26 protein-coding genes, 3 tRNA genes and 1 pseudogene are annotated in these 19,810 nt (G+C 54.8%); 5 read left to right on the forward strand and 25 right to left on the reverse strand.

What is annotated here, in order from left to right; translation table 11 throughout:
* The 25 genes and pseudogenes from AC4PR2_RS23400 to AC4PR2_RS23520 form a co-directional block, all read right to left on the reverse strand.
* Positions 1-209, reverse strand: a pseudogene (locus AC4PR2_RS23400) (DUF1073 domain-containing protein); the annotation flags it as partial.
* Positions 209-1,621, reverse strand: coding sequence for a PBSX family phage terminase large subunit (locus tag AC4PR2_RS23405; protein ID WP_089191841.1), 1,413 nt, complete (start codon positions 1,619-1,621; stop codon positions 209-211). The gene AC4PR2_RS23405 and the pseudogene AC4PR2_RS23400, both read right to left, overlap by 1 nt.
* Positions 1,551-2,633, reverse strand: a complete 1,083-nt coding sequence (locus tag AC4PR2_RS23410; protein WP_492175543.1) for a terminase small subunit — start codon at positions 2,631-2,633, stop codon at positions 1,551-1,553. The genes AC4PR2_RS23405 and AC4PR2_RS23410 overlap by 71 nt, the downstream gene beginning before the upstream one ends.
* A gap of 43 nt (positions 2,634-2,676) precedes the next feature.
* On the reverse strand, positions 2,677-2,925 hold the full coding sequence (locus tag AC4PR2_RS23415) for an Acb2/Tad1 domain-containing protein (RefSeq protein WP_055312916.1): 249 nt from the start codon (positions 2,923-2,925) through the stop codon (positions 2,677-2,679).
* Entirely contained in the window at positions 2,925-3,191 is a 267-nt protein-coding gene (gene lysC / locus AC4PR2_RS23420) for an Rz1-like lysis system protein LysC (protein WP_492175544.1), read from the reverse strand. The genes AC4PR2_RS23415 and lysC overlap by 1 nt, the downstream gene beginning before the upstream one ends.
* Positions 3,079-3,453, reverse strand: a complete 375-nt coding sequence (locus AC4PR2_RS23425; RefSeq protein WP_492175545.1) for a DUF2570 family protein — start codon at positions 3,451-3,453, stop codon at positions 3,079-3,081. Before AC4PR2_RS23425 ends, lysC begins: the two co-directional genes overlap by 113 nt.
* A complete protein-coding gene (locus AC4PR2_RS23430) occupies positions 3,450-3,977 on the reverse strand; it encodes a lysozyme (protein WP_492175546.1) in 528 nt (175 codons plus the stop codon). Before AC4PR2_RS23430 ends, AC4PR2_RS23425 begins: the two co-directional genes overlap by 4 nt.
* A complete protein-coding gene (locus tag AC4PR2_RS23435; RefSeq protein WP_223182091.1) occupies positions 3,977-4,228 on the reverse strand; it encodes a phage holin family protein in 252 nt (83 codons plus the stop codon). The genes AC4PR2_RS23430 and AC4PR2_RS23435 overlap by 1 nt, the downstream gene beginning before the upstream one ends.
* 68 nt (positions 4,229-4,296) lie before the next feature.
* Entirely contained in the window at positions 4,297-4,518 is a 222-nt protein-coding gene (locus AC4PR2_RS23440) for a hypothetical protein (protein ID WP_197831776.1), read from the reverse strand.
* Positions 4,519-4,948: 430 nt separating this feature from the next.
* Positions 4,949-5,023, reverse strand: a tRNA-Gly gene (locus tag AC4PR2_RS23445).
* Between the two features lie 2 nt (positions 5,024-5,025).
* Positions 5,026-5,100 (reverse strand) — tRNA-OTHER (locus tag AC4PR2_RS23450).
* A gap of 2 nt (positions 5,101-5,102) precedes the next feature.
* Positions 5,103-5,179 (reverse strand) — tRNA-Ile (locus tag AC4PR2_RS23455).
* Between the two features lie 197 nt (positions 5,180-5,376).
* Complete coding sequence (locus AC4PR2_RS23460) at positions 5,377-6,213, reverse strand: antitermination protein Q (protein WP_492175547.1); 837 nt, start codon at positions 6,211-6,213, stop codon at positions 5,377-5,379.
* The gene (locus tag AC4PR2_RS23465; protein WP_072270433.1) at positions 6,210-6,497 is read right to left on the reverse strand and encodes a DUF1364 domain-containing protein; all 288 of its coding nucleotides are present in this window, start codon (positions 6,495-6,497) and stop codon (positions 6,210-6,212) included. Before AC4PR2_RS23465 ends, AC4PR2_RS23460 begins: the two co-directional genes overlap by 4 nt.
* Positions 6,494-7,087 (reverse strand): DUF1367 family protein, encoded by a 594-nt coding sequence (locus AC4PR2_RS23470; protein WP_492175549.1) that lies wholly within the window; start codon positions 7,085-7,087, stop codon positions 6,494-6,496. Before AC4PR2_RS23470 ends, AC4PR2_RS23465 begins: the two co-directional genes overlap by 4 nt.
* 68 nt (positions 7,088-7,155) lie before the next feature.
* Positions 7,156-7,347 (reverse strand): hypothetical protein, encoded by a 192-nt coding sequence (locus tag AC4PR2_RS23475; protein WP_436331148.1) that lies wholly within the window; start codon positions 7,345-7,347, stop codon positions 7,156-7,158.
* A gap of 243 nt (positions 7,348-7,590) precedes the next feature.
* Positions 7,591-9,879 carry a DNA cytosine methyltransferase gene (locus AC4PR2_RS23480; protein WP_492175550.1) on the reverse strand — a complete coding sequence of 763 codons (2,289 nt, stop codon included), beginning with the start codon at positions 9,877-9,879 and terminating at the stop codon, positions 7,591-7,593.
* The gene (locus AC4PR2_RS23485) at positions 9,876-10,700 is read right to left on the reverse strand and encodes a DNA adenine methylase (RefSeq protein WP_492175551.1); all 825 of its coding nucleotides are present in this window, start codon (positions 10,698-10,700) and stop codon (positions 9,876-9,878) included. Before AC4PR2_RS23485 ends, AC4PR2_RS23480 begins: the two co-directional genes overlap by 4 nt.
* Before the next feature lie 106 nt (positions 10,701-10,806).
* The gene (locus tag AC4PR2_RS23490; RefSeq protein ID WP_442534647.1) at positions 10,807-11,052 is read right to left on the reverse strand and encodes a hypothetical protein; all 246 of its coding nucleotides are present in this window, start codon (positions 11,050-11,052) and stop codon (positions 10,807-10,809) included.
* Between the two features lie 3 nt (positions 11,053-11,055).
* Positions 11,056-11,547 (reverse strand): hypothetical protein, encoded by a 492-nt coding sequence (locus tag AC4PR2_RS23495; protein ID WP_197831785.1) that lies wholly within the window; start codon positions 11,545-11,547, stop codon positions 11,056-11,058.
* Positions 11,548-11,589: 42 nt separating this feature from the next.
* A complete protein-coding gene (locus AC4PR2_RS23500; protein WP_399642365.1) occupies positions 11,590-13,005 on the reverse strand; it encodes a replicative DNA helicase in 1,416 nt (471 codons plus the stop codon).
* Positions 12,995-13,846: a replication protein gene (locus tag AC4PR2_RS23505; RefSeq protein ID WP_492175552.1), complete on the reverse strand. Its 852-nt coding sequence runs from the start codon at positions 13,844-13,846 to the stop codon at positions 12,995-12,997. The genes AC4PR2_RS23500 and AC4PR2_RS23505 overlap by 11 nt, the downstream gene beginning before the upstream one ends.
* Before the next feature lie 2 nt (positions 13,847-13,848).
* Complete coding sequence (locus tag AC4PR2_RS23510; protein WP_310677633.1) at positions 13,849-14,067, reverse strand: hypothetical protein; 219 nt, start codon at positions 14,065-14,067, stop codon at positions 13,849-13,851.
* 25 nt (positions 14,068-14,092) lie between these two features.
* The gene (locus AC4PR2_RS23515; RefSeq protein WP_060424914.1) at positions 14,093-14,545 is read right to left on the reverse strand and encodes a toxin YdaT family protein; all 453 of its coding nucleotides are present in this window, start codon (positions 14,543-14,545) and stop codon (positions 14,093-14,095) included.
* A 61-nt stretch (positions 14,546-14,606) separates the two neighbouring features.
* Positions 14,607-14,840, reverse strand: a complete 234-nt coding sequence (locus AC4PR2_RS23520; RefSeq protein WP_072270434.1) for a helix-turn-helix domain-containing protein — start codon at positions 14,838-14,840, stop codon at positions 14,607-14,609.
* Between the two features lie 107 nt (positions 14,841-14,947).
* Here AC4PR2_RS23520 and AC4PR2_RS23525 point away from each other — a divergent pair, with 107 nt between their 5' ends.
* From AC4PR2_RS23525 to AC4PR2_RS23545, 5 genes are all read left to right on the forward strand, one after another.
* On the forward strand, positions 14,948-15,403 hold the full coding sequence (locus AC4PR2_RS23525; protein WP_492175553.1) for a helix-turn-helix domain-containing protein: 456 nt from the start codon (positions 14,948-14,950) through the stop codon (positions 15,401-15,403).
* Between the two features lie 903 nt (positions 15,404-16,306).
* Positions 16,307-16,624: a hypothetical protein gene (locus tag AC4PR2_RS23530; RefSeq protein ID WP_197831790.1), complete on the forward strand. Its 318-nt coding sequence runs from the start codon at positions 16,307-16,309 to the stop codon at positions 16,622-16,624.
* 10 nt (positions 16,625-16,634) lie between these two features.
* Entirely contained in the window at positions 16,635-16,913 is a 279-nt protein-coding gene (locus AC4PR2_RS23535) for a hypothetical protein (RefSeq protein WP_342890523.1), read from the forward strand.
* Between the two features lie 51 nt (positions 16,914-16,964).
* Positions 16,965-19,121 carry a phage-associated endonuclease gene (locus AC4PR2_RS23540; RefSeq protein WP_492175554.1) on the forward strand — a complete coding sequence of 719 codons (2,157 nt, stop codon included), beginning with the start codon at positions 16,965-16,967 and terminating at the stop codon, positions 19,119-19,121.
* Complete coding sequence (locus AC4PR2_RS23545) at positions 19,118-19,642, forward strand: siphovirus Gp157 family protein (protein ID WP_492175556.1); 525 nt, start codon at positions 19,118-19,120, stop codon at positions 19,640-19,642. Before AC4PR2_RS23540 ends, AC4PR2_RS23545 begins: the two co-directional genes overlap by 4 nt.
* The last annotated feature ends 168 nt before the right edge of the window (positions 19,643-19,810 follow it).

Here is a 19,810-nt window from a genome sequence, read left to right on the forward strand (position 1 = left end):
TCGTATGGCGTTGCATCCATCGCAAGAATCGCACTGCGGATACCGTCAGGGATAACACCGGCCGGCGGTTCGTATTTCTCGAACTCACGCCGCTTTTTGTGTCCGACCTCGGCGAGCATCTCGTCGCTGATCGCAATACCTGGCGACTTTGGCGCCTCCTGCACTGGCGGCGCCTCGTTACTCGGTTTTTTTCGCTTAAAGGGCCACATCAAATATTCTCCAGGAAGTCATCGGAAATCACGAGCGGCATCTCGATCGGCGCAAAGGCCATAATGAAAGCGTCGGCGACGTTTGGTGATGGAATGTCGCGCTTTTTCAGATCGTCTTTCGTTTCCACTTTCACGCGCCCGTTTTTATCGAAATCGCGTTTCGGCGTGGATAACTCAAATTTGAGTTTGTCCAGCAGCGGACAATCGGAATCGATGCTGATCAGCTGGTCGTCAGTAAAGCTCTCGCGTTTTTCCTTCCCGTTAATCACGTTGTACGTATTACGGAAGCGGTCAGCGACAAGCCACCAGGCCTGCGCTTTTATATTTGCGAAAAAATCTTTATTGGTGATGCCTGGCTGATATTCACGCTCTGGCTCGAAGACCGCACCGCCGGCGTTAAATTTGAAATACTCGATCGCTTCCGCGCCCCAATCACTGGCGTTTTCACGTTCCTCGTTTATTTCGGCAAACTTAGAGCCACTCGATGCACCAACGCCGATGCTGTCGTACACGATCGCCGCATCATGCTTCAACGCAACGTTGTACGTGCGTTTACAGCTTTTCATCAGCTCGTCTTCAAGTGCTTTCCATTCATCAGCCCAAAGCGCCACCGAACCATGCGCATACACGTTGGCGCACTTATCAGCGCCGCTGTCGGCAACGTCAAAGCCTACGCGCCGGCGGCCGGCCGGTTCGATGTTGAGCGCCTTGTGAGCGTCGACAGCGGCCTCTATCCACGAGAGCTTGATAATGGCTTCATCGTCGTCCGTGCGAGGCACGCCGAGATAAACGTGCTCGAACATTTCCTCATCGCGGGCCTTGGCGGCCTCGATCACGTTCATGATGGTGCGACTGAGAAACGGGTTTTCGTCGAAATTTATTTTTCTGACCAGCGTGTCAGGCGGCGGCGTAACAACGAAATTTCGCCAGACAAAATCAGTCGTTAAACGCGGGTTGAACAAAAACCAGCACTCCGATCCTTCCTTACGGATCGTTGGCTCCAGAATTTCCCATTGAGCCTCTGTCATCGCGTGCGCCTCTTCGTTCCAGAGCACATCGATGCTTTCCAGCGACTTGATCTCGTCAACGTGTCGCCACAACCCGTAAAACATGAATTCACTGCCGGTAAACCGGTTGATGATTTTGTTGTCCAGAATGCGGAAGCGATGACGCAGGCCAAACCGCTCGATCTGAATTTTCAGCAACGCGTACACCGATTCCTCAATTTTGTTTTGGATCTGGCGCGTGCATAAAAAACGCAGGCGGTATTTGTCGCTCAGGAACGTCGCAAAGCCGGCGGCGTCCCATGACTTCGATGAGGTTCGCCCACCGTATAAAACCTTATTCCTCGCCTTTGTCGTCCAGAACTGCCGGAGCGCTGGATTCAGGCTTGCTTTGTCCAATATCTGCATAGAAATCGTCGAGGCCTCTCGGTACATCACTCGCCGGATTATTCAGATCCAGTTTCGTGATGAGTTGGATCAACATGGCCCGAGCGGCTTTCTTATCCTCCGTTTGGATCTCGATGCCGAATTTCGTTTCCTTCACACCAGTGAAATAAAATCGCGCGTCGCCGACATGGTCCCGGGTGTCGTGGATGTGGACATAACCTTCACCCTCGCCGTTGCAATGCGGACAGTCCGGGTTGGGATCCATGTTTTCGATAAACCCAATGCCGCCCGACAAATTCGGCGGAGGCCTGTTGTCGGCCTCGGCTTTTTTTTCGGCCTTAAGTTGCTCGCCCAGATCTCGCCACTGGTATTTGTGTCCCTCACCCCAGCAGTAACGACAATTCACTCGCCGGTACTGCATCAGGTCGTTCGGGTCAGCTTTGGTTATTGCCACCAGCTGATTTATCAAATCGTCGAGGTCTGCCTGGTAGCGCTTTGCCGTTCTTTCCTGCAGGTCGCGAATAGCGCGCCGAACGTTATCCCTTCTGTACAGACGGCTGGCGCCCACATAGGCGGTGTTCCCTGTCCCCTCGTAGCCAGCCAGGCGGTACGCTTCAACCCTGCTTTTACTCACTACGCACCAATGAACAAACCACGCCTGCTGCAACGTCAGACCATATTCATCAGGATCAACCGTCAGTTCCACCTCGCCTTTTTCTGAGGTTTTTCCTGCCGCTTTTGGCTTGGTGCGCACCTTCTCTTTTTGCGTACCTTTTTTGCGTACCTGCGTACCGGGTTGCGTACCAGTTTTCTCACTGCGTACCCACCCATGCTTTTTGGCCCGCTTTCTAATGGCTGCTTCACTGATGCCGTATATCTTTGCCATCTCACGCAGAGAAAGCTGACCGGCACAGTAATCGCGCTCAAGGCCGCTTTCTTCCGGTTTCGACATGGCGTTACTCCATAAAAAAACCACCAGCGGATAATAGTCAGGGTGACCGGGCAGGATCCGTTGATGGTTTTGCTTGCGCATTATCGATGGCACTCAGTGAATGCCACCTGTAATGCAGATGGTGTTAGCAATCAGCATCCGGCTTCGCCACGGACCGGCAAGCGGCCATACAAGCTCGCTTCATATCCATCTCAGCCTGGCGAGCCCAATCCGTTGCTTCCCAATCGGCCCGGACATCGCCAACATGCTCGCGCAGAAGTTTGATGAACTGGCGGCTGATATCTTTGAATTGATTCATCTTCCCGATTTCGCCAAATGACAGTTCACGATACCCCGTTACAGTGCTGCCATCTTGCGGCTTAGCTTCGCTCATTATTTTCTCCCGGCGGCTGCCCGCCATTGGTTCAGCGTGGCCACCTGGCCGGCGCAGATTGATAACGCTGTTTGAAGCGCCAGCGCGTGGCTGCCGATATCCCCCCAGGTATCACCCTGCAATTTTGGTTGTTCGCAGGGGGTGAACACCGATTCAGGGGGAAACAGCACGAGCGGCGCCGGCGGCGGTGGTGTCCGTTCCGCGCAAGAGGCCAAGAACAGCACCAGGAGCAGCGCGGCGGGCGCACTCGTCATTTTTAATGGCATCCTGATATTTCCTCTGGTAGTTTTCGCCCTGCTGGCGCAGCTGCCGCTCTCTCCGTTGCTGTTCGGCCATCATTGCGCGATTACGGGCGTCATCCGCGCGCAGTGTGGTGATTAGCCCTGTCTGCTGCGCCAGCGTCTTCTGCTGTTCTGCAACCTGCTGGCGAGACTCCTGATATTTCTGGTGATAGTGGTCAGCCGACCAAATAAGCCCGCCAGCCAGACTGACGACGAACACGGTAACCACTATCTGATAGCGGTTCATTTATCCAGCCCCCAGCAAGCCAGCTCTGCTTCTTGGTCGCGCCGCAGAATCTGTCCGTAGCAATTGTTCGAGCGGACGCGGCAATCTCGACCAGCGTCGTATATCCAACGGCGGATTTCGCGGCAGGCGCCAATCCGGTCGCCGGCGTTCAGCTTTTTGTAGAACGTGGAGGTGAAGCACTTTCCGGGGCCGATGTTCCACGGACAGAACGAGGCGATCCCGACTTTTTGCGGTTCGGTCAGCGTTATCTTGACGTTGCGGTCTACCCAGTCGAGCGCCTTTTTCTGCTCGACTGCGTCAATCTGCTTGCACTGCTCAGCGGTCAGGCGCTGGCCCTTAACGACCTTTTGGCCGTTGACCATCGTCACACCGCCGCAAATTGTCCAGATGCCGACACCGTCCTGGTATGCAGTCAAGCGCTGGCCTTCTTTCTCTTCCTGAAACTGCGACATCATCACCGGGGCCGATGCGCCAGCGGCGATCAGCGCCAGCATTACGGCACTGAGTTTTGATTTGTTCCCCATCACTCACGCTCCAACATTTCAAGCTCTTCCGTGTCGATCGTCTCCGTGCGTTTTTTTATCCAATCACGAAGAAGCCGCTCGCGCCGGCAGCGAAAGTAAGTACCGAGGGCAATACCAAACGCAGAGCAGAACATGCCGAAAATGACGCCGAGAATGATCCATTCGCTCTGTGAAAAATAATTAATGATGCCGAGGACGAATGACACTGCGCTACCAGTGTGCACGGCTCCATCGGCTGCTCTGATTAGCATTCGTGACATCCTTACCTCCCGCCGTGCGGTTGGCGCTCATGAAATCGAAAAGGCCGCCAGAGGCAGCCTTATGGTTTGGTAGTGATGGAGATGTTCAGTTTGCCGTCACAGCCAATAAGCATCGGCTGATCGGCTGGCTCACTCTCATACCCTTCCATTGCGATATAAGCACCCGCGATAGCCTGACCAAGCGCTTCCACATCAGTTACGCCATGACAGGCCGAAAGGGCATGCTTCAGAGCTTCGCGCGCCTGGGACTTCGCGCCATCGGGTAAGTGGGAAAATTTCATCGTGTTCTCCAAATAGAAAAAGCTGCCAAATGGCAGCCTGTAATTGACGCGAATTGTCGCTTTGTAATTGTCGCCAGTGGATCACCACCAGCGGCTGAAATTTGATCCACCAGAATGCAAAAGCCCCGGCGGTTAGCCAGGGCTGATATTGGGTTGTGGCGGCCGGTGCTTATCTTCGGCTTGTCTCGCAGGACTGCAATTCACCACAATGGAAAGAACACTCCGCTCAACCGCAACGTTACCGCCAGTCTCGCCGCAAATGCTCTTACCGTTGGGTGCCGGTCTTTGCCGGCCGTCACTTCACATCAGAGGCGCGCACTCAAAATCCCAGGTGAAGGATTCGATAGTGCATATCAAACTGAATGCGCCTTTCTGAGGCGCTTCCCAGCCACTCCGGGGATCCCTTCATCGCAGGCTGAAAAGCATTTTCTGGAGCGATCAGCGGGAATCGAACCCGCATCATCAGCTTGGAAGGCTGAGGTAATAGCCATTATACGATGACCGCATTGGTCCGCCATCGAGGCCTCGAACCCCGTACCTACAACTTAATGGTCGTTGCTCTTCCTGCTGAGCTAATGGCGGTTTGGTGGCCCTTGCTGGGCTTGAACCAGCGACCGAGCGATTATGAGTCGCGCGCTCTAACCAACTGAGCTAAAGGGCCGAGGCGCGAATACTAATGCAGTCAGCATAACCACACAATACCCATTGATATTTCTTTACATATCAACCTCCGCAAAGCAAAAAGCCCGCACAGAGGCGGGCTTGTCAACGTCAGGCGTAAAACACCCATCGTTAGAGAGAAACTACCACAGTTTCGGGAAAAGTAAATAGCTCACGACAAAATCACCCGCTCTTTTGTCATCCAGTCGTTGTCCGTAATGCCGTATTTGCCCAAGACTCCTCGATATCCAACTGGGTGATCATCTCGTCATAGAATGGCTTCACCGATTTTTTCCAAGTGTCTAATGAGATACTTTCAGTGATACACGCTATCGCTCTATAAGCCTGGGTCGAGGGAATTCGTTCGTATCCCCGCCCTGAGCAGCGTTTGCAGAGTTTCCTCACCGGTACTCCTTGGCGCTCTGACTCCTCTTTGTCGATGGCCACTCCACGACCGCGGCAGTCATTGCAGGCCGTTTTTATCATCCGTTTGCCGTTGCATTTTGGGCACACCGTGCGGGTGATTTCATAAAAAGCGTGCTTCACCCGCATTTCCCGACCATCCATCTGCGTAATCGATGCCGGCAAATCTCCGCGCACAAAGCTCTCGACAGTGTCGTGGGCCTTAGCCAGCTTGTTCATGACAAATTTCCGCTCTTCGATAAAGCCATCATCACATGCGTCGCATGGGACCTCGCTGGCAGCACTCCGAGAAAAGTCCAGGAAGGCGAATGCAGCCAGGGTAAGTACCACCCGAGCTTTGGTCTCGCCCGGGAGTTTGCGAATGGCTGCAACCTTGTCGCAGCGCGTAATACTATGCCGAGCCAGCAAAACAACTGCCTTTACCTTGTCATCCTCGCTGATGCCAACCTTTCCCAAGAACGCCGACAGGCCCAATTGCGCCTGAGCCTGGCACATACCCAGCGCCCCCATAACATCGCTGATCGTTAAAGAATCCGAAGCCGTTGCAGGTGTCGAGTCCCCCAGTGCCGGGGATTTCGGTGAGAAGTATTTTACTGCCGACTCGAGATTCATAATTTTCCTTCCTTTCTCAAAATGGCCTGCGTACGGAATACGCCCTCGGCGTGGTAAAGGCGCAGGGTTTCACGGTCATATTCAGTTTTTGTACGAGTGTCGATCGCATCATGGCAGTTACTGCAGGCCCAGGCGCCCTGTGCATCATCTGGCTTTATTGCCGTTCCGCTGGTGCCCGCCAGGCGGTAATGCGCCAACACAGTGGTTTCTGGATTAAAATTACAAATACCGGGGATCCGGATTTGGCAGTCGCGGCCGCGGGCCTCTTCGGTTAATTTGCTCATGACGTGTACCCCATAAGCTGGGCAGCAGCATTTTCGGCTGACTGCTGATCTGGAAAGGTGCGGAATAGGATGTAGTTCCAGAGCACGTCGAGGACAGACTTGTAAAATTCACCGAACTCGATATCGTCCATTTTTGCGAACGATATCGATTTGGGCTCTTGGCGTTTGGTGCCGTCAGGCATGATGAATTCAGTGTAGAATCCAGCCTGAATAGTTACCCAGGCGCGGAAAGCCTCAAAGGATTTTTCGGCACTGATATTTCCGGCCCGCTTTTCTGCGACATCCGCAAGGTATTCATCGGCGGCGGCTTGAAGCGCATCTTCACCGCCGGCGTAATACGCGAGGAATTTTACGTATCCGTTTACCAGTGCTTTGTCTGCAGGCGATATGGTACCGCCGGTCGGCTGCCAATAATGAAAGCCGAGATTCAGCAGTGAGAAAAACTTACGGTGAAAGGCTGGGTTTCGGGCCTGTTTGAAGTCGGCGTAAAGAACGGAGCCGATCTTCTTGGATTGCAAAAAGTCCCTGGCTTCCCGAGTGGTCGGCACCAGTAAATTTCCTGCTGTCTTTGTATACGAATACTGCGCCATTGGGGTTCTCCAGTAGCGCAGCGGTTGTTCAGAAGTGAATGCACTGGGTGTTCAATCCAGTTCATTGATTATAGCTTGTTTCCATCAGGGGCGACAATCGAATAACCCACCGATTTTGCTACTTCCAACATCGCGTTAAGGGTCGAAATGTGTTCGTCGCTATTGACCAAACGCATACCTACCGTTTTGCCATTTTCTCTACGAATTAAAACAAGGCCATCATCAGGGAGAAGGTCATTAAGTTCTTTCAAATCAATCATAAACACCTCAATCTTTGAGTTTACTTGTTATCCCTCCATCTCCCTGCATGCCTTTAGAGCTAAGTCCTTGTTTTTTGTCAGGTCAAATAGGCAGAACAGATCGTTGAATGTCATATCGATCGGTTTTAACGATCAACTTTTCATCCTGTGAATATAATGCCACCCATTTAACTGTATATCCAACCAGTATTAATTTACCTATCCACCACACAAAACCCCGCGCAATGGCGGGGTGTGCTTGTATTATGCGGCCATCTTCCATACGCAATATTGCGGCATGTTCGCCCGTACCAACGCCTCAGCAAACGGCGGCGGCACTGAGTTCCCACAACGTGCCACCTGCTCCGATTTAGGCCAGCGGGTGCCGTCAATGTCTTGATCTATGATATAGCTGCGCGGGAAGCCGTTGGCGTTATACAGCTCGCGCGGTTCAAGCATGCGCATGCAAATATCGACCACCATGTATTCGCCGACCTGGATAAACTGCGGGCGCGGCACCGGGAACAGGTGGCTGTCGTCCGGTTCGTCGCTGAATTTGTCCATCAAACGCGCGCAGCACCAGGCGTTATAACGCTGGTCGTCGGTGATCAGCGTTGGCTCACATTTCACCTCGGTGAGGCCAAACCGATCATGCGTCGGCACTGTGTGCATCGGGGCATCGACGTCGATCCCGTCCTTCTCGTTGCCGTAGTATTTCTGCAGGTACGCAGTCACGTGGCCAATATGATTGCCGCCAGCGGTGAGGGTTGGCGCTGGCGCATTCGTCGGCCGCCCGTCTTTGCATGTGCCACGCAGCTGCACCAGGTGCGACGTACAAAGCGAGTGGTGATCGACCTGCGTCACCGTGTGCATAGGCTCGTCCATTCCCAGCCCGGAGCCGGTGTAGTTCCCGCCGTAGTGCTTGATCAGGTTGGCGGCAACAACAGCGTGCTTGATGCCACCAGCAACGACAGTTCCCAGCGGCGAGCGGATATTCAGGATCCGCGGCGACTGCCCTTTCTGCTCGCCATAGCCCATCTGGATCAGCGATGCCGATGCCAGTGCGGTATGTGATGCCGTCGGGATAGTCGCCATTGGCGAACCGATACTGCGCGGCTTGCCGGAATACGTAGGGCCGCCGGCACCCACCAGCACCGCACTGGCCAACTGCGTTTTGCCGCCACCGCCAGGCATGATCGTGCCCACCGGCGTATCGACACGTTGGCCGGTGCTGTTCCCAAACTGGCGCACAACCACCGGCGCCGCCACGGCGAAACCATGGGTTTGCGTGACCGTCTGCAGCGGCAGGCGGCCGGACTGACCCCGGAAACAGTCGTACTTGGTTCGGTTGGACGTGTGATTGCACTTCACGGCGAACGGCTCGATCAGCAGGTGCTCGGCTTTGCTTGTGACCGTCGTGAGCGGTGCGCCGGTGGCATACTGCCGGCCATCTCCACCGAACCCTGTTTGCCCGATTTGAACGATGTACGGATCGGGACAGTCGATAACGTAGCGTTTCAACCCTTTCACGATACGGCGCAGCGTGTTGTTCGCCAGCGGCTTTTTGCGCCCCATGATGCTGCGCGTGGGGATTGACCAGTCGATGCACTCGGCAGCGGTGCGGTATGGCTCCAGCTGCCCCGCCAGCACCTCGGCGCTGTCCGGCGCTCCATGGGACGGATCCGGCCACACAACGGCTTCACCATCGCAGCGGCTGACAACAAACAGGCGTTTGCGGATAGTTGGGGCACCGTAATCGCAGGCGCGCAGCTCTTTGTGATCGACGTTATAGCCTAGCCCGGACACCAGGCGATGGGCGTCGTCACTATCGACATCGATCTGCAGGAATTCGCAAGCCTCGGCCAGCGCCGGACAATCTGGCGCCACGCCGCTGCTCAACATGCCGATGAACGCGCGGAAGGTGGCGCCGGTATATGCTGGATCGGGGTACAAATTACCTTTTTTATCGGCTTTAAGCGGCCCCCAGGAGCGAAATTCTTCGACGTTTTCCAGCATCAGGTAACGCGGCCGCACCGCCAGCGCCCAGCGCAGCACCACCCAAGCCAGGCCGCGAATCTCCTTCCTTACCGGCGTCCCACCTTTCGCTTTCGAGAAGTGGCGGCAGTCCGGCGAGAACCAGCCAAGCAGCACCGGCAGGCCGCCGGTGGAGATTTTCGGATCAACGCTGAAAATATCCTCGGGATAATGCAGCGTGCGCGGGTGATTCACGGCGTGCATCGCCATCGCTACGGGGTTGTGGTTCATCGCGATATGCGGTTCGAAGCCTAGCGCCTGCTTGATGCCCTCGCAGCTGCCGCCGCCGCCGGCAAACCCGACAACCACCAGCCCGTTTTCCACATCAGGGCGGAAATCAACGATCTGTTTCTGGCGCGCCCAGGCGTGCGCCGTTTTCTGGATTTCCTGCGGACTGACGCGGTTGAGGAACATCTGATTAATTTTCTGCAGGACGCCCTGCTGTTCTTCGCCGCTCAGCGCGTGAACCGGCAGAACGGACGATGCGCACTGCTGAACTTCTGTAGGCCAAATGCTCATGCTGCACGCTCCTCTTTCTGGCTGTTTGGGCTAATCCAAAGGCATTCAGTCCTGACTTTCGTCCCTCTCCCGGCACTAATTCGTGCACCTTTTACCTCTTTCCTCCATCCAGAAAGTTTGTCGTTATAGAGCTCACTGTCATAGCCTGAAATCAAGACCATACCGCTAACATCTAAAATCACATCCAGCAGTTCAGAGTGTTCGGCCTCCCCCATTTCAAAGCGGTAATATCTATTGCCCTGAACTCTTGTTTCTGGAAGGTAAGGCGGATCGATAAAAAAGAGGGTTTCTTCTGAATCGTGAGCTTTAATCACGTCTATAGCATTTTTGTTTTCGATAATTACCCCGGCAAACCTTTTCCCAATGGCGGCCAGGTTATCAGGATAACCAGCCCATAAATGGGATGCCGTTGCATACTTCCTCTTGCTGTCGCTTCTAAACCCCGACTGCCCCCCAACAGCAGCAGCTCCCCCGAACCCCATGCAGGCACGAACAACCATTCGGCGAGCCCGCTCAATTGGATTTTCTGTCGGCTCATAAGCTGCATTGAATTCATCGCGACTATAGGGAGTCAGAGCGCATAGAGTCCGTAATCGAGCATTATTTACTGGATCGCGCAACACCTTGAACAGGTTAACAATCTCACCATCAAGATCGTTATATACCTCTGAGTAACTGCGATTTTTCCTCAGCAGCACCCCAGCTGCACCGCCGTATGGCTCTACATAGCAAGTGTGCTCAGGCATGTGATCAATGATCCATGGGGCTAGGCGGAATTTTGCACCGTGATAGCGCAGTGCTGGTGATTTGATTGGTGTCATCTCGACACCACCAAAGCGGCGACCGCCGCTACTGCTGCACCGAAGATCGCGCACGCCAAAAACAGCGCCGCCCACAAATTGCACACCACCCAGCCTTTTAGTTGTCTCATAGCCCCTTACCCTCTCTGCGGTCACGCCAGTAATTCAGGCGTGCTCTGAAATGTTCCCGGTATTGCTCCGGCGCCTCTTCAATCGCCACCAGCACCTTCGTGCGGCTGATCTTGCGCGCGAATAAGTCGCGGATCAGTCCACAGGCGCGCAGGTCGAACTGCTCTAAATCGCGTTGTTCCTGCGTCCAGGCGCCTCGATTGAATGGCAAGCCGGGCGGTAGATAATCCGATTGCCCGGCCATAGGTCACCCTCTTGCTAAATGCTGCTGATTCTCAGAGTTGACGTAGAACTGCCCGTCAACGTGAGTGAGGGTAAATTCCGGTACCGGTTTTTCGTGTCGGGTGATTTCGACATGAGGGGAGTTGATCATCGTCAGGATACGGGTCTGCAGGTGTCGCTGCGTCAGGCCATGTTCCGGGTAATACGTATCCAAGGCCGTCATGATGCCGCGATAGGTCAGAGTTTTACCCATCATTACCGCCGCCAGGTTGCGAGTGGGGAAATCGACTTTTGAGGATTTTCTCTTGCATACTGATCGTTTATCGGCTTTGGTCGCCGTTTTGGCATACTTGGGAGGCACAACCTGTTCAGGGACCGGCGGCAAGACGAATGTCGATCCTGTACGAGCCCGGGCATTAGCATTCATGCGCCAGATAATCAGAGCTGTGTGATCGCAGCCGTCATCGATAACTTCTGCGCCCGGTTTTTTCGCGAAAATTAATTCTGTAGTGCTCATAGGTCTTTCCTTTTGGTCAATATCACGCTGGTCAGGCGTGGGTTAAAAACTTTTTGTCGCTTCGTTCTTGTCGGCATATCGCCGCTCTCTGGCTTGCCCGGTTTGGGCCCGGCGCGCGGCCTCCTCGTCGGTTATGTCTCGGATATATCCGTTTTCCAGCAGCGCATATGCGGTACCGGTGGCGCCCTCGCGGTTCAGGCGCAAAATAACTTCCATCAGCTGCTGATCAGCGCCTTTGGTGTATACGGCGTCGCGGTACAGGCCGATCCACACGTCGCAATCCTGCTCGATCTGGCCGGTGTCCTTGCTGTCGCTCGGCACCGGGCGCTTGTCGGCGCGGTCTTCGAGTTTGCGGTTCAGCTGGGTCAACAGCAGCACCGGGCAATCCAATTCTTTGGCCAGATTTTTCAGGCCGGTGGTGATATCGCCATACGCAATATCGCGGCGCTCGGCTTCCTCGGCTTTCATTAGGGTCAGGTAGTCGATCGCCACCAGCCCCACCGTGCCGCGCTGGCGCTTAACTTTGCGGCACTCCGCCACGATGTGCGCCAGCGTCACACCTGGCGTGCTGTCGATCATCAGGTTTGACTCGGCCAGCTCGGTGGCCTTGGCCATGGCGCGCGCCATGTCACTGTCGTCGTGGGCGCCGACGTAGAAAATCTCAGACTTCACGCGAGCTTCCTGCGCGACCATACGCTCGATAATTCCACGGTCGGTCATTTCCAGACTGAAAACGAGCGTCGGCAGTCTGTGGTTCAGCGCAAAGTGCGCGCCGACTTTGTTGTAGAACGCCGTTTTGCCCATCTTTGGCCGAGCCCCCACCACGACCAGCGCGCCGCGCAGCACCTGTTTCGGGTACATCAGTCGGTCGAGGCTCTCGATCCCCAGCGTCAGGCCGGCGGCGCTGTCCGGGTCTTGGAAGCGGCGATCCATTTCGTCCACCCATTCGCCGATTACTTCCCCCGCCACGCGCAGGCCGCCCCGTTTGCCGGTTCTCGCATGGTCGGATACCGCGGTGATCATCTGCTGCACGCTGGAGAGTTTGCTCGCTGCATCCATGCCGTTGTTGGCGCCCACCAGCTCAACGCAGGCGTAAAGCTTCTCCAACGCGTAGCGGAGAACGGCTTTCTCTCGCACGGCATGCGCATAGCTGACCATCGCGGGTACGCTGGTATTCCTGCCTGTTTCAGCCAGGTATGCGAACCCGCCTACCTGCTCCAGTACGCCCTTGCTCTCGAGCGAATCGCTTAGGGTAATCAGGTCAGTCGGTCTGCCGGCGTTCACCAGCGCGCGCAGCTCAGTGAAAATGATCCGGTGCGCAGCCAGGTAGAACGATTCCGGTTTCAGCAAGCCGAACACAGCCGCCGCCCTGTCGTGCTCCGTGTTGTGCATCAGGCTGCCGAGAATGGCCTGCTCCAGGTCGATGTTGTACGGCGCGGCCGGCAGGTTATCGATCATCGGCTCGGCCCTCTTTCACGGCGACATAGCAGCGCTCGGTGATCAGGTAGTCGAAGTTTTTACGGCGCCACTGGCCACCGCGGCCGTTCGGCCGGTCTTCCAGCATCCACCGGCAATTTTCAGCGATGAACTGCAGGTAAAGCTCCCAGCGGGTTTCGGTGAATTTAAATTTCTTCCAGAAGCTGCGCAGTGTGCGTTTGCGTGCGTCTGTCAGGATTTGAACTGATGGCATTTCTGGCAGCTTGGCGTGATAGGTTTCGAGGATTTTCTGATAATCCATCCGATCTGCCTGTTGCTGCTCAGGGTGATCAGCGCCAGCTGATCCACCATCAGTAATCTCTGTAGTATTCTCTGTTGTATTCTCTTGTAACATTTGGTCATTTTGACCAGATGAGAACTGGTCATTCTGACCAGATGCCATTTGGTCATTTTGACCAGATGAGAACTGGTCATTCTGACCAGATGCCATTTGGTCATTTTGACCAGATGCATTTACGCAACTTAGCTTTTCCAATTGGTCATACTTTATCGCGTACCATTTGGTGCGTGTGTACGGATCATTCAGCAATTCGCGATGTAGTTTCGCCGACAAAATAAGCCCTGCAGATTCCAAGCTGGCCAGCGTGCGCTTGATGGTACTGTCAGACCAAAAAACTAACTCATCAGCCCATTCAGAGGCCGTCCTGTAAAACCAGACACGGCCGGCATGCCGATGTTCAGAACGGCTCAACCAGTAGTGGATCTGCTGCAACAAAATAGCTTCATTCAGCCCGATTTTGGCAGCGAGGGACGGCATAACAAGCAGCGGCGGCTCGTTGATCAGAAGCTTGGAAGTGTTCATCGTCAGATCCCCAGCGAGTCCGCAAGCTGGCGGCACGCGTCCTGGTACTGCTCCGGCGATAGGTTTTCTTCGCGCAGTGCGGCCTTGCGCTGCTCGTATTGCTCCCAGACAGCATACGCGGCAGCCTGGCGATCTTCGAAAATCGGTCTAATCTCTGCAGCGTCTGCAGGCACGCCATTAAGGCGCCAGCCATTCCGGTATGTGATGTGATCAGTTTGCATATTGGCCTTTCCTAGAATCTGGTTGTTACTGCGCGCTGGTCAGGCGCTGGGTATCTTGCAGAGCGTTTAGCGCCCCCGCTATCCGTTGAGGGGTATCGCAGGCGCCAAGCAAAATGGCGATCACCGCCGCGGCAAACTCACGTATGGCCACCGACAGTAAATACTGCACGGACACACCGCCCAACCTTGCGCGCCGTTCAGCCGGCAGAGCCGCGGCCATAGCGTCGGCCAGCTCTCGCACCTTCGCCCGGGCGGCCTTAGACTCACCACGCAGCCAACGGAAAATCTGCTGACGGTTGTTGTTGATTGCGCGCCAATCCGCCCGACCGAAATCATCCTCGATCGGGTGAAGGCGAACCGTTTCCGATTCTGCGCCGAACAGGAACCACATCCGGCTGATCTCTATTGCCACATGTTCCTGTCCTCGCTCAGCCGCCCAGGCTGTAATTTCGTCTTTCAGAATTTCGATGTTTTCCACTTCGCGTCTCCTGTCGCTCAAAACTTGATTATGCTTAATCAGATTTTGGTGGGGGTTATGGTTAAGCTGCCGTTTGTTCTGGTAGGCCGTCGCGGGGGTTTGGATATAAGTCTGGTCGCAGGTCATGTGGTGTAACTTTAAAACCAGTTGCTGCGGCCCACTTAATGACAACCTCGCCACCCAGTTTGCATGATCCGGCTACAACACGGCTTACGTAGCCTTGTGACTTTTCAACAGCATGGGCGAAATCTTGCTGCCTAATGCCGTTCTCATTGAGATAGCTTTTAAGATCCATCACCTCTCCTCGTGTTTGTGTGATGCACCAATATTACCGCTACGAATATATAAAGATCAAGCGTAACGGTAATTGGACGATATTAATTGTGCGAATAAAATTACCATATGAAGAAAAAACCGCTCGATATCAAAGACCAAGAAGCTGCAGAACGACTGCGGAAAATTTGGGATGAGAAGAAGGTATTACTCCGTCTAACACAAGAAAAGGCGGCGGATGCACTCGGCTTCGAAACTCAATCAACAGTGAGTCAGTACCTAAACGGTAAGAACCCTCTCGGTACCGACGCCATTTTGAAATTTGCAGCCCTTCTTGGCGTAAAGCCAGAAGACATCAAGCCTGAACTGAAAGAGTTGATGAATTACGTTCGTAAATCAGGGGGGCATCATGAAGACGTATCCGCGCCTGGTTGGCAAATTATAAAACCTGAACATGCCGAGCTCATCAGCCTATATGACAGGCTTCCTGAGAGCGAAAAAAACAGACACATGTCTGATTTAAAAGAAAAAGTATTGGGTTTCGATAAGTTATTTAAAGAGCTATTGGCCACAAGAAAACAATAAGCACTACCCTCTCTGGCCCGCATCATGCGGGCTTTTGATTTTTTATTGCCCAATAAATCAAACACATATTACTACGGCGCATATTTTTATCACCGCCACGCTTGACCAATATGTATTCGCAGCGGTAATATTAATTCCATCAACAGCGCACTAACCCTGCAGCGGTTGTTCAGAAACAGTTCCGCCGGCCGGGCGATACACGGCAAAGAATTTGATTCGAAACGGGCCGCCCGGCGTCAGCCGGTGTGTTTTGGAGAAGGCGAACGGCAAGTAACCCTCCCTGTCACGGCAGTGAAACCGGTTGACGGCGTAATCCCGGTTAAAGAATGCCCCGTGAGGCTTAAACATCGCCCGTCCGCTCCACGTCACGGAGCACCACTATCAAAGAGCGCGGGCGTGCAAAACTGTATCTCACCCGGCGAACGTTAGTACCGAATCCCGGAGAGGGTTCGCCAATAGCGGGAGAGGATCGCTCTTTTTGATAGTGGTGAATGCCGGGGGCTTCGGGGCGTTGCTCTTGGCCACCACAACCGAAAAACCATTGCTGTGTGTAGTCTTCGCCCTGTGCGTCGGGGCAATTTTTTCACACCGCATAAATCAGGAAAGACCATAGGCTTGACCTGCCACGATCTGACAGCGGGAATAGACTGCAGCACCTGACCAGTGTTTAACCGAGGAAAGACCAGCGGGCCTAACCAGCCCTGACGGCCGGGAAAGACCGGCACCTAATTTTAGATAGTAAAAAGCCCGCGCTAGGCGGGCCAATTACCCCGAGTTTACATCCCGGGGAGATGGTTGAAGGCGACCAAACCTTCAACGGGTGCCGGGAACCACCCCGGCGTTAGGAAAGACCGATACCACCACAAGGCACTACCGATCGGTGCCAGTATATCAGGAGTTGCTATGAAAGCACTACAGATACCCGTCACGCTCTACATCCACGCGAACGTTAGCCAGTTCACACAAGAAAAAATCTCCGTATTCACCATGGACATGTCGCAGTTCCCTGAATACGTGCTGCTTGAAACTCGCCAAATCCACGTCGATGTTAACGAACCAGAGCCGATCGACATCATCGGGAGACAGGTCGAAGCGTTGCAGCTGGAAAAAGCACGGCTGGACGATTCTACAAGCAAGCGTATTGCCGAGATCGACGATCAAATTCAGCAGCTGCTATGCATTGAACACTGCCCTGCCGACGCCGACGAACTCCCGTACTGAGGGCGCGGCCATGGATATCGAAACCCATAACCTGACCGCCGAGCTGGCGCTGTGGCAACGCCATGATGAAGCCGGACAGCGTGACCAATTCGAAGCCGCGGCGACGCACGGCTATTCCGACGAGGCGATCGAGGTGTTCACCCACATCGACGGTACCGCCGCCGACACCCGCGACCGCCTGCTGATGGCCGTAATGATGGCAACGCCTGACACCCTGCAGCAGCGCCAGCGTGAGCTTTACAGCTGGTATTGCGACAACGTGAAAGCCGTAGCGCGCGAGAAGTTTTAACCCATCCCGGCGCCTGACCAGCGCCGATTTTTAACAGAGGAAAGACCCAAAATGCCTATCTATATTTCACTTTTTGAGCCTAAGAAAAAGGCCCAGGTTAACGGCGCCGTGCCGCTGGTGATCGCGTTGGATGCGCCAAACAAGCGAGCAGCCGAAAGCATTGCCACCGGCAAACTGTACGAAGCCTACCCAGAGGGCGGCGACAACTTCTTCAATCCGAAAACTGTCGAAGATCAGACCGGACACCCTCGTCCGGCTGTCGGTCAGTTCGATGAAAAGTTTGCCGCTGAGAACGTGTTTGACGGCAACGCGTGGACGCCAAAAGAGCCAGAGCCGGAAGTGCCGGCCGGCCCTATCGACCTGATGGCGCAGCCTGCCAACGTTCGGATCGCCGCCGTTGTGATGTACGGTGATGCCGAGATCGATGATAGCCAGTTATCGCTGGTTGTGGATTTGCTCAATGACGAGGAAACGCCAGATGATACCGGCATGCGCGCGGTGATCGACGGGCTTGTATCAGTTCCCGCTGTCGGCGCCATGTACCCCGCATCCGTCTACAAATTGGTTTCAGCACTGTTCCAAAACACTACTGCCATGCCGACCGAAGAAGCCACCACCGCATTCGCGCAGGCGTGGGTCGACAAGCCTGACGATCGCGAAAACCTCACGCAGAACAGCACCAGCACCAGCACCAGCACCAGCACCGACAATACCGGCGGTGCGGCCGACTACAACACCCTGAGCATGCATACGGCGCTGTCAATCATGGGTGTTAATCCTGCTGAGGCGAAAGCGGCAGATGTGAAGAACGCCAAAGAGATCATCGCCAACCGCGATAATGCCTGGCGTGCGTGGGACAAATCACTGCGTGTGATCGTCGGTATTCTTAACGTCGAAACCGATGTGCGCCACGGCATCATTTCCGATGGACTGAAAAACCTGAAGCTGATCAGCGACGACGCCGAACGCCTGCACTTTGTGAAATCCCGTCTTGCTGGCCACCCTGCATGCGGCGAGCTGGCGAACTATGGCAAGGGCGACGAGAAGCCGGTCGAGGTGGCCAACCTTGGCGGCGGCCGCTTCTCAATCGACGGCCTGATCGGCTGCGGTGAGCAGCAGCATGCGGAGACCAGCCCGGCGCAATCTGCCGCCTCAAATCAGGGTGAAAAAACGGAAGTGGCGCAGCAGCAAGTTACCGACGCCGCGGCAGCGCAGGCCAAACAGCAACTGGATCAGATGGGCTATAGCGTTTACGCCAACGCGCCGGCGGAGAAATCCCCGCAACTGCAGCAGGTGGAAGAAAACGCCGACCGCGCCGAGGCACTGGTGCGTCAGCTGAAATCCGACGATTTCCAACAGCGCGCCGCGCAGGTTGAGCAGGTAATCGCTGAGCAATCGGCAGAGGATGGCGACAACCTCGGCATTTGGAACCGCGTTTATAAGACCGACGCCAAGTTTACCAAGGCATTCAGCAATAACGGTGGCGGTACATCGATCAACGGCACCTACATGGTGATGCAGGCCACCAAAGTATTCGGGCCGCAGGGCACTGGCTGGGGTGTGGAAATTATCGAAGAGCGCTACGACGATGGCGCCCCGATCATGCGATCGGTGAAGCAGCAGGACGGGAGCTTTGTTCAAGAGATCATTCCGAACGGTGCCGGCGGCTATCTGTGTGAGGTAAACCACACCGTGAAAATCCGCCTGTGGTACAAGCGCTGCGGTAATACTGGTGAGGTGTTTGCTTATGGCTGCACGCCATACGTTTACAAGAGCAGGATCGGGCCAATCAGCGACGGAGAAGCGCCGAAAAAGTCACTCACCGATGCCACCAAAAAAGCCCTGTCGCAACTCGGCTTCTCCGCCGACGTGTTCCTCGGCCTATATGACGATCTGGCCTACCGCCAAGAGAACGATGCCGAGTTTGCGCTCAAGAACGCCAGCGAGAAAGCCGAAGGCGTAACCCGTATGCGTGAAGAGCTGGACGAGCATCTGGCGAAAGTGGCCGAGACCCTCAAAGGCGCGGTTACTGCGAATGAAGCAACCAAGGTTCACGGTTCTGTCGCCCGTGAGATTGAAGCCCATCGCAAGGCCGCCGACGGAAAAGGCGATAAAGAGTTTGCCCAATACCTGGCCGGCCGCCTGCGCCGCCTGACTGCACTGAAAGATGAGCGAATCGCAGCTCTGAGCGAGGAGAAAGCATCATGAGCAGAATACACAGCAACACGGCCATAGCTATTTCTGCCGATATGTCGAAGCTTCAGTCTCTGCTTGAAGATTCTGAATATGATGGCTCGGAACTAACGCCAGAAATGATCGCCGACACAATGGAAGGTTTAGAGCTACAACTCGGCGACAAACTTGATTCAGCATTTATTCACGTTCGCAATCTTGAGGGGCAATCCGACACGCTGGCGGCGGAAATCAAACGTCTGACCGACCGCAAAAAGTCATTCGAGAACTGCGCCAAGTCGATCCGCAAGTACGTGCTGACGTGCCTGCTGGCCAGCGGCAAAAGCTCTATTAAAACTACGGCAAACACCTTCACTGCGCGCAAAGGCTCTGCCAGCGTGGTGGTCGACAACGCCGACCTGCTGCCAGATGAACTGGTGACGGTGCAAACTGTGGTAGCCCCGGACAAGAAAGCCATCAAGGAGGCAATCGAGAACGGCGTGGAAGTCAAAGGCGCGCATATAGAAATCGGCGAGCCATCGCTGCAGGTGAGGTAACCAGATGCTAAATCGTTCACAGCGGCGCGGCATCCCCGCCTATATCACACTGCCCGATGGTCGCGTAGGAACCATCATGACGGATCGACGTTGTGAGGTTATCTACGACCTACCGCCAGATGTGAAGATCAGCAGCAGGCCGCCGCCAAAGTTGATTAAGCCTAATCA

Source organism: Serratia sp. A07 (genome assembly GCF_058725505.1).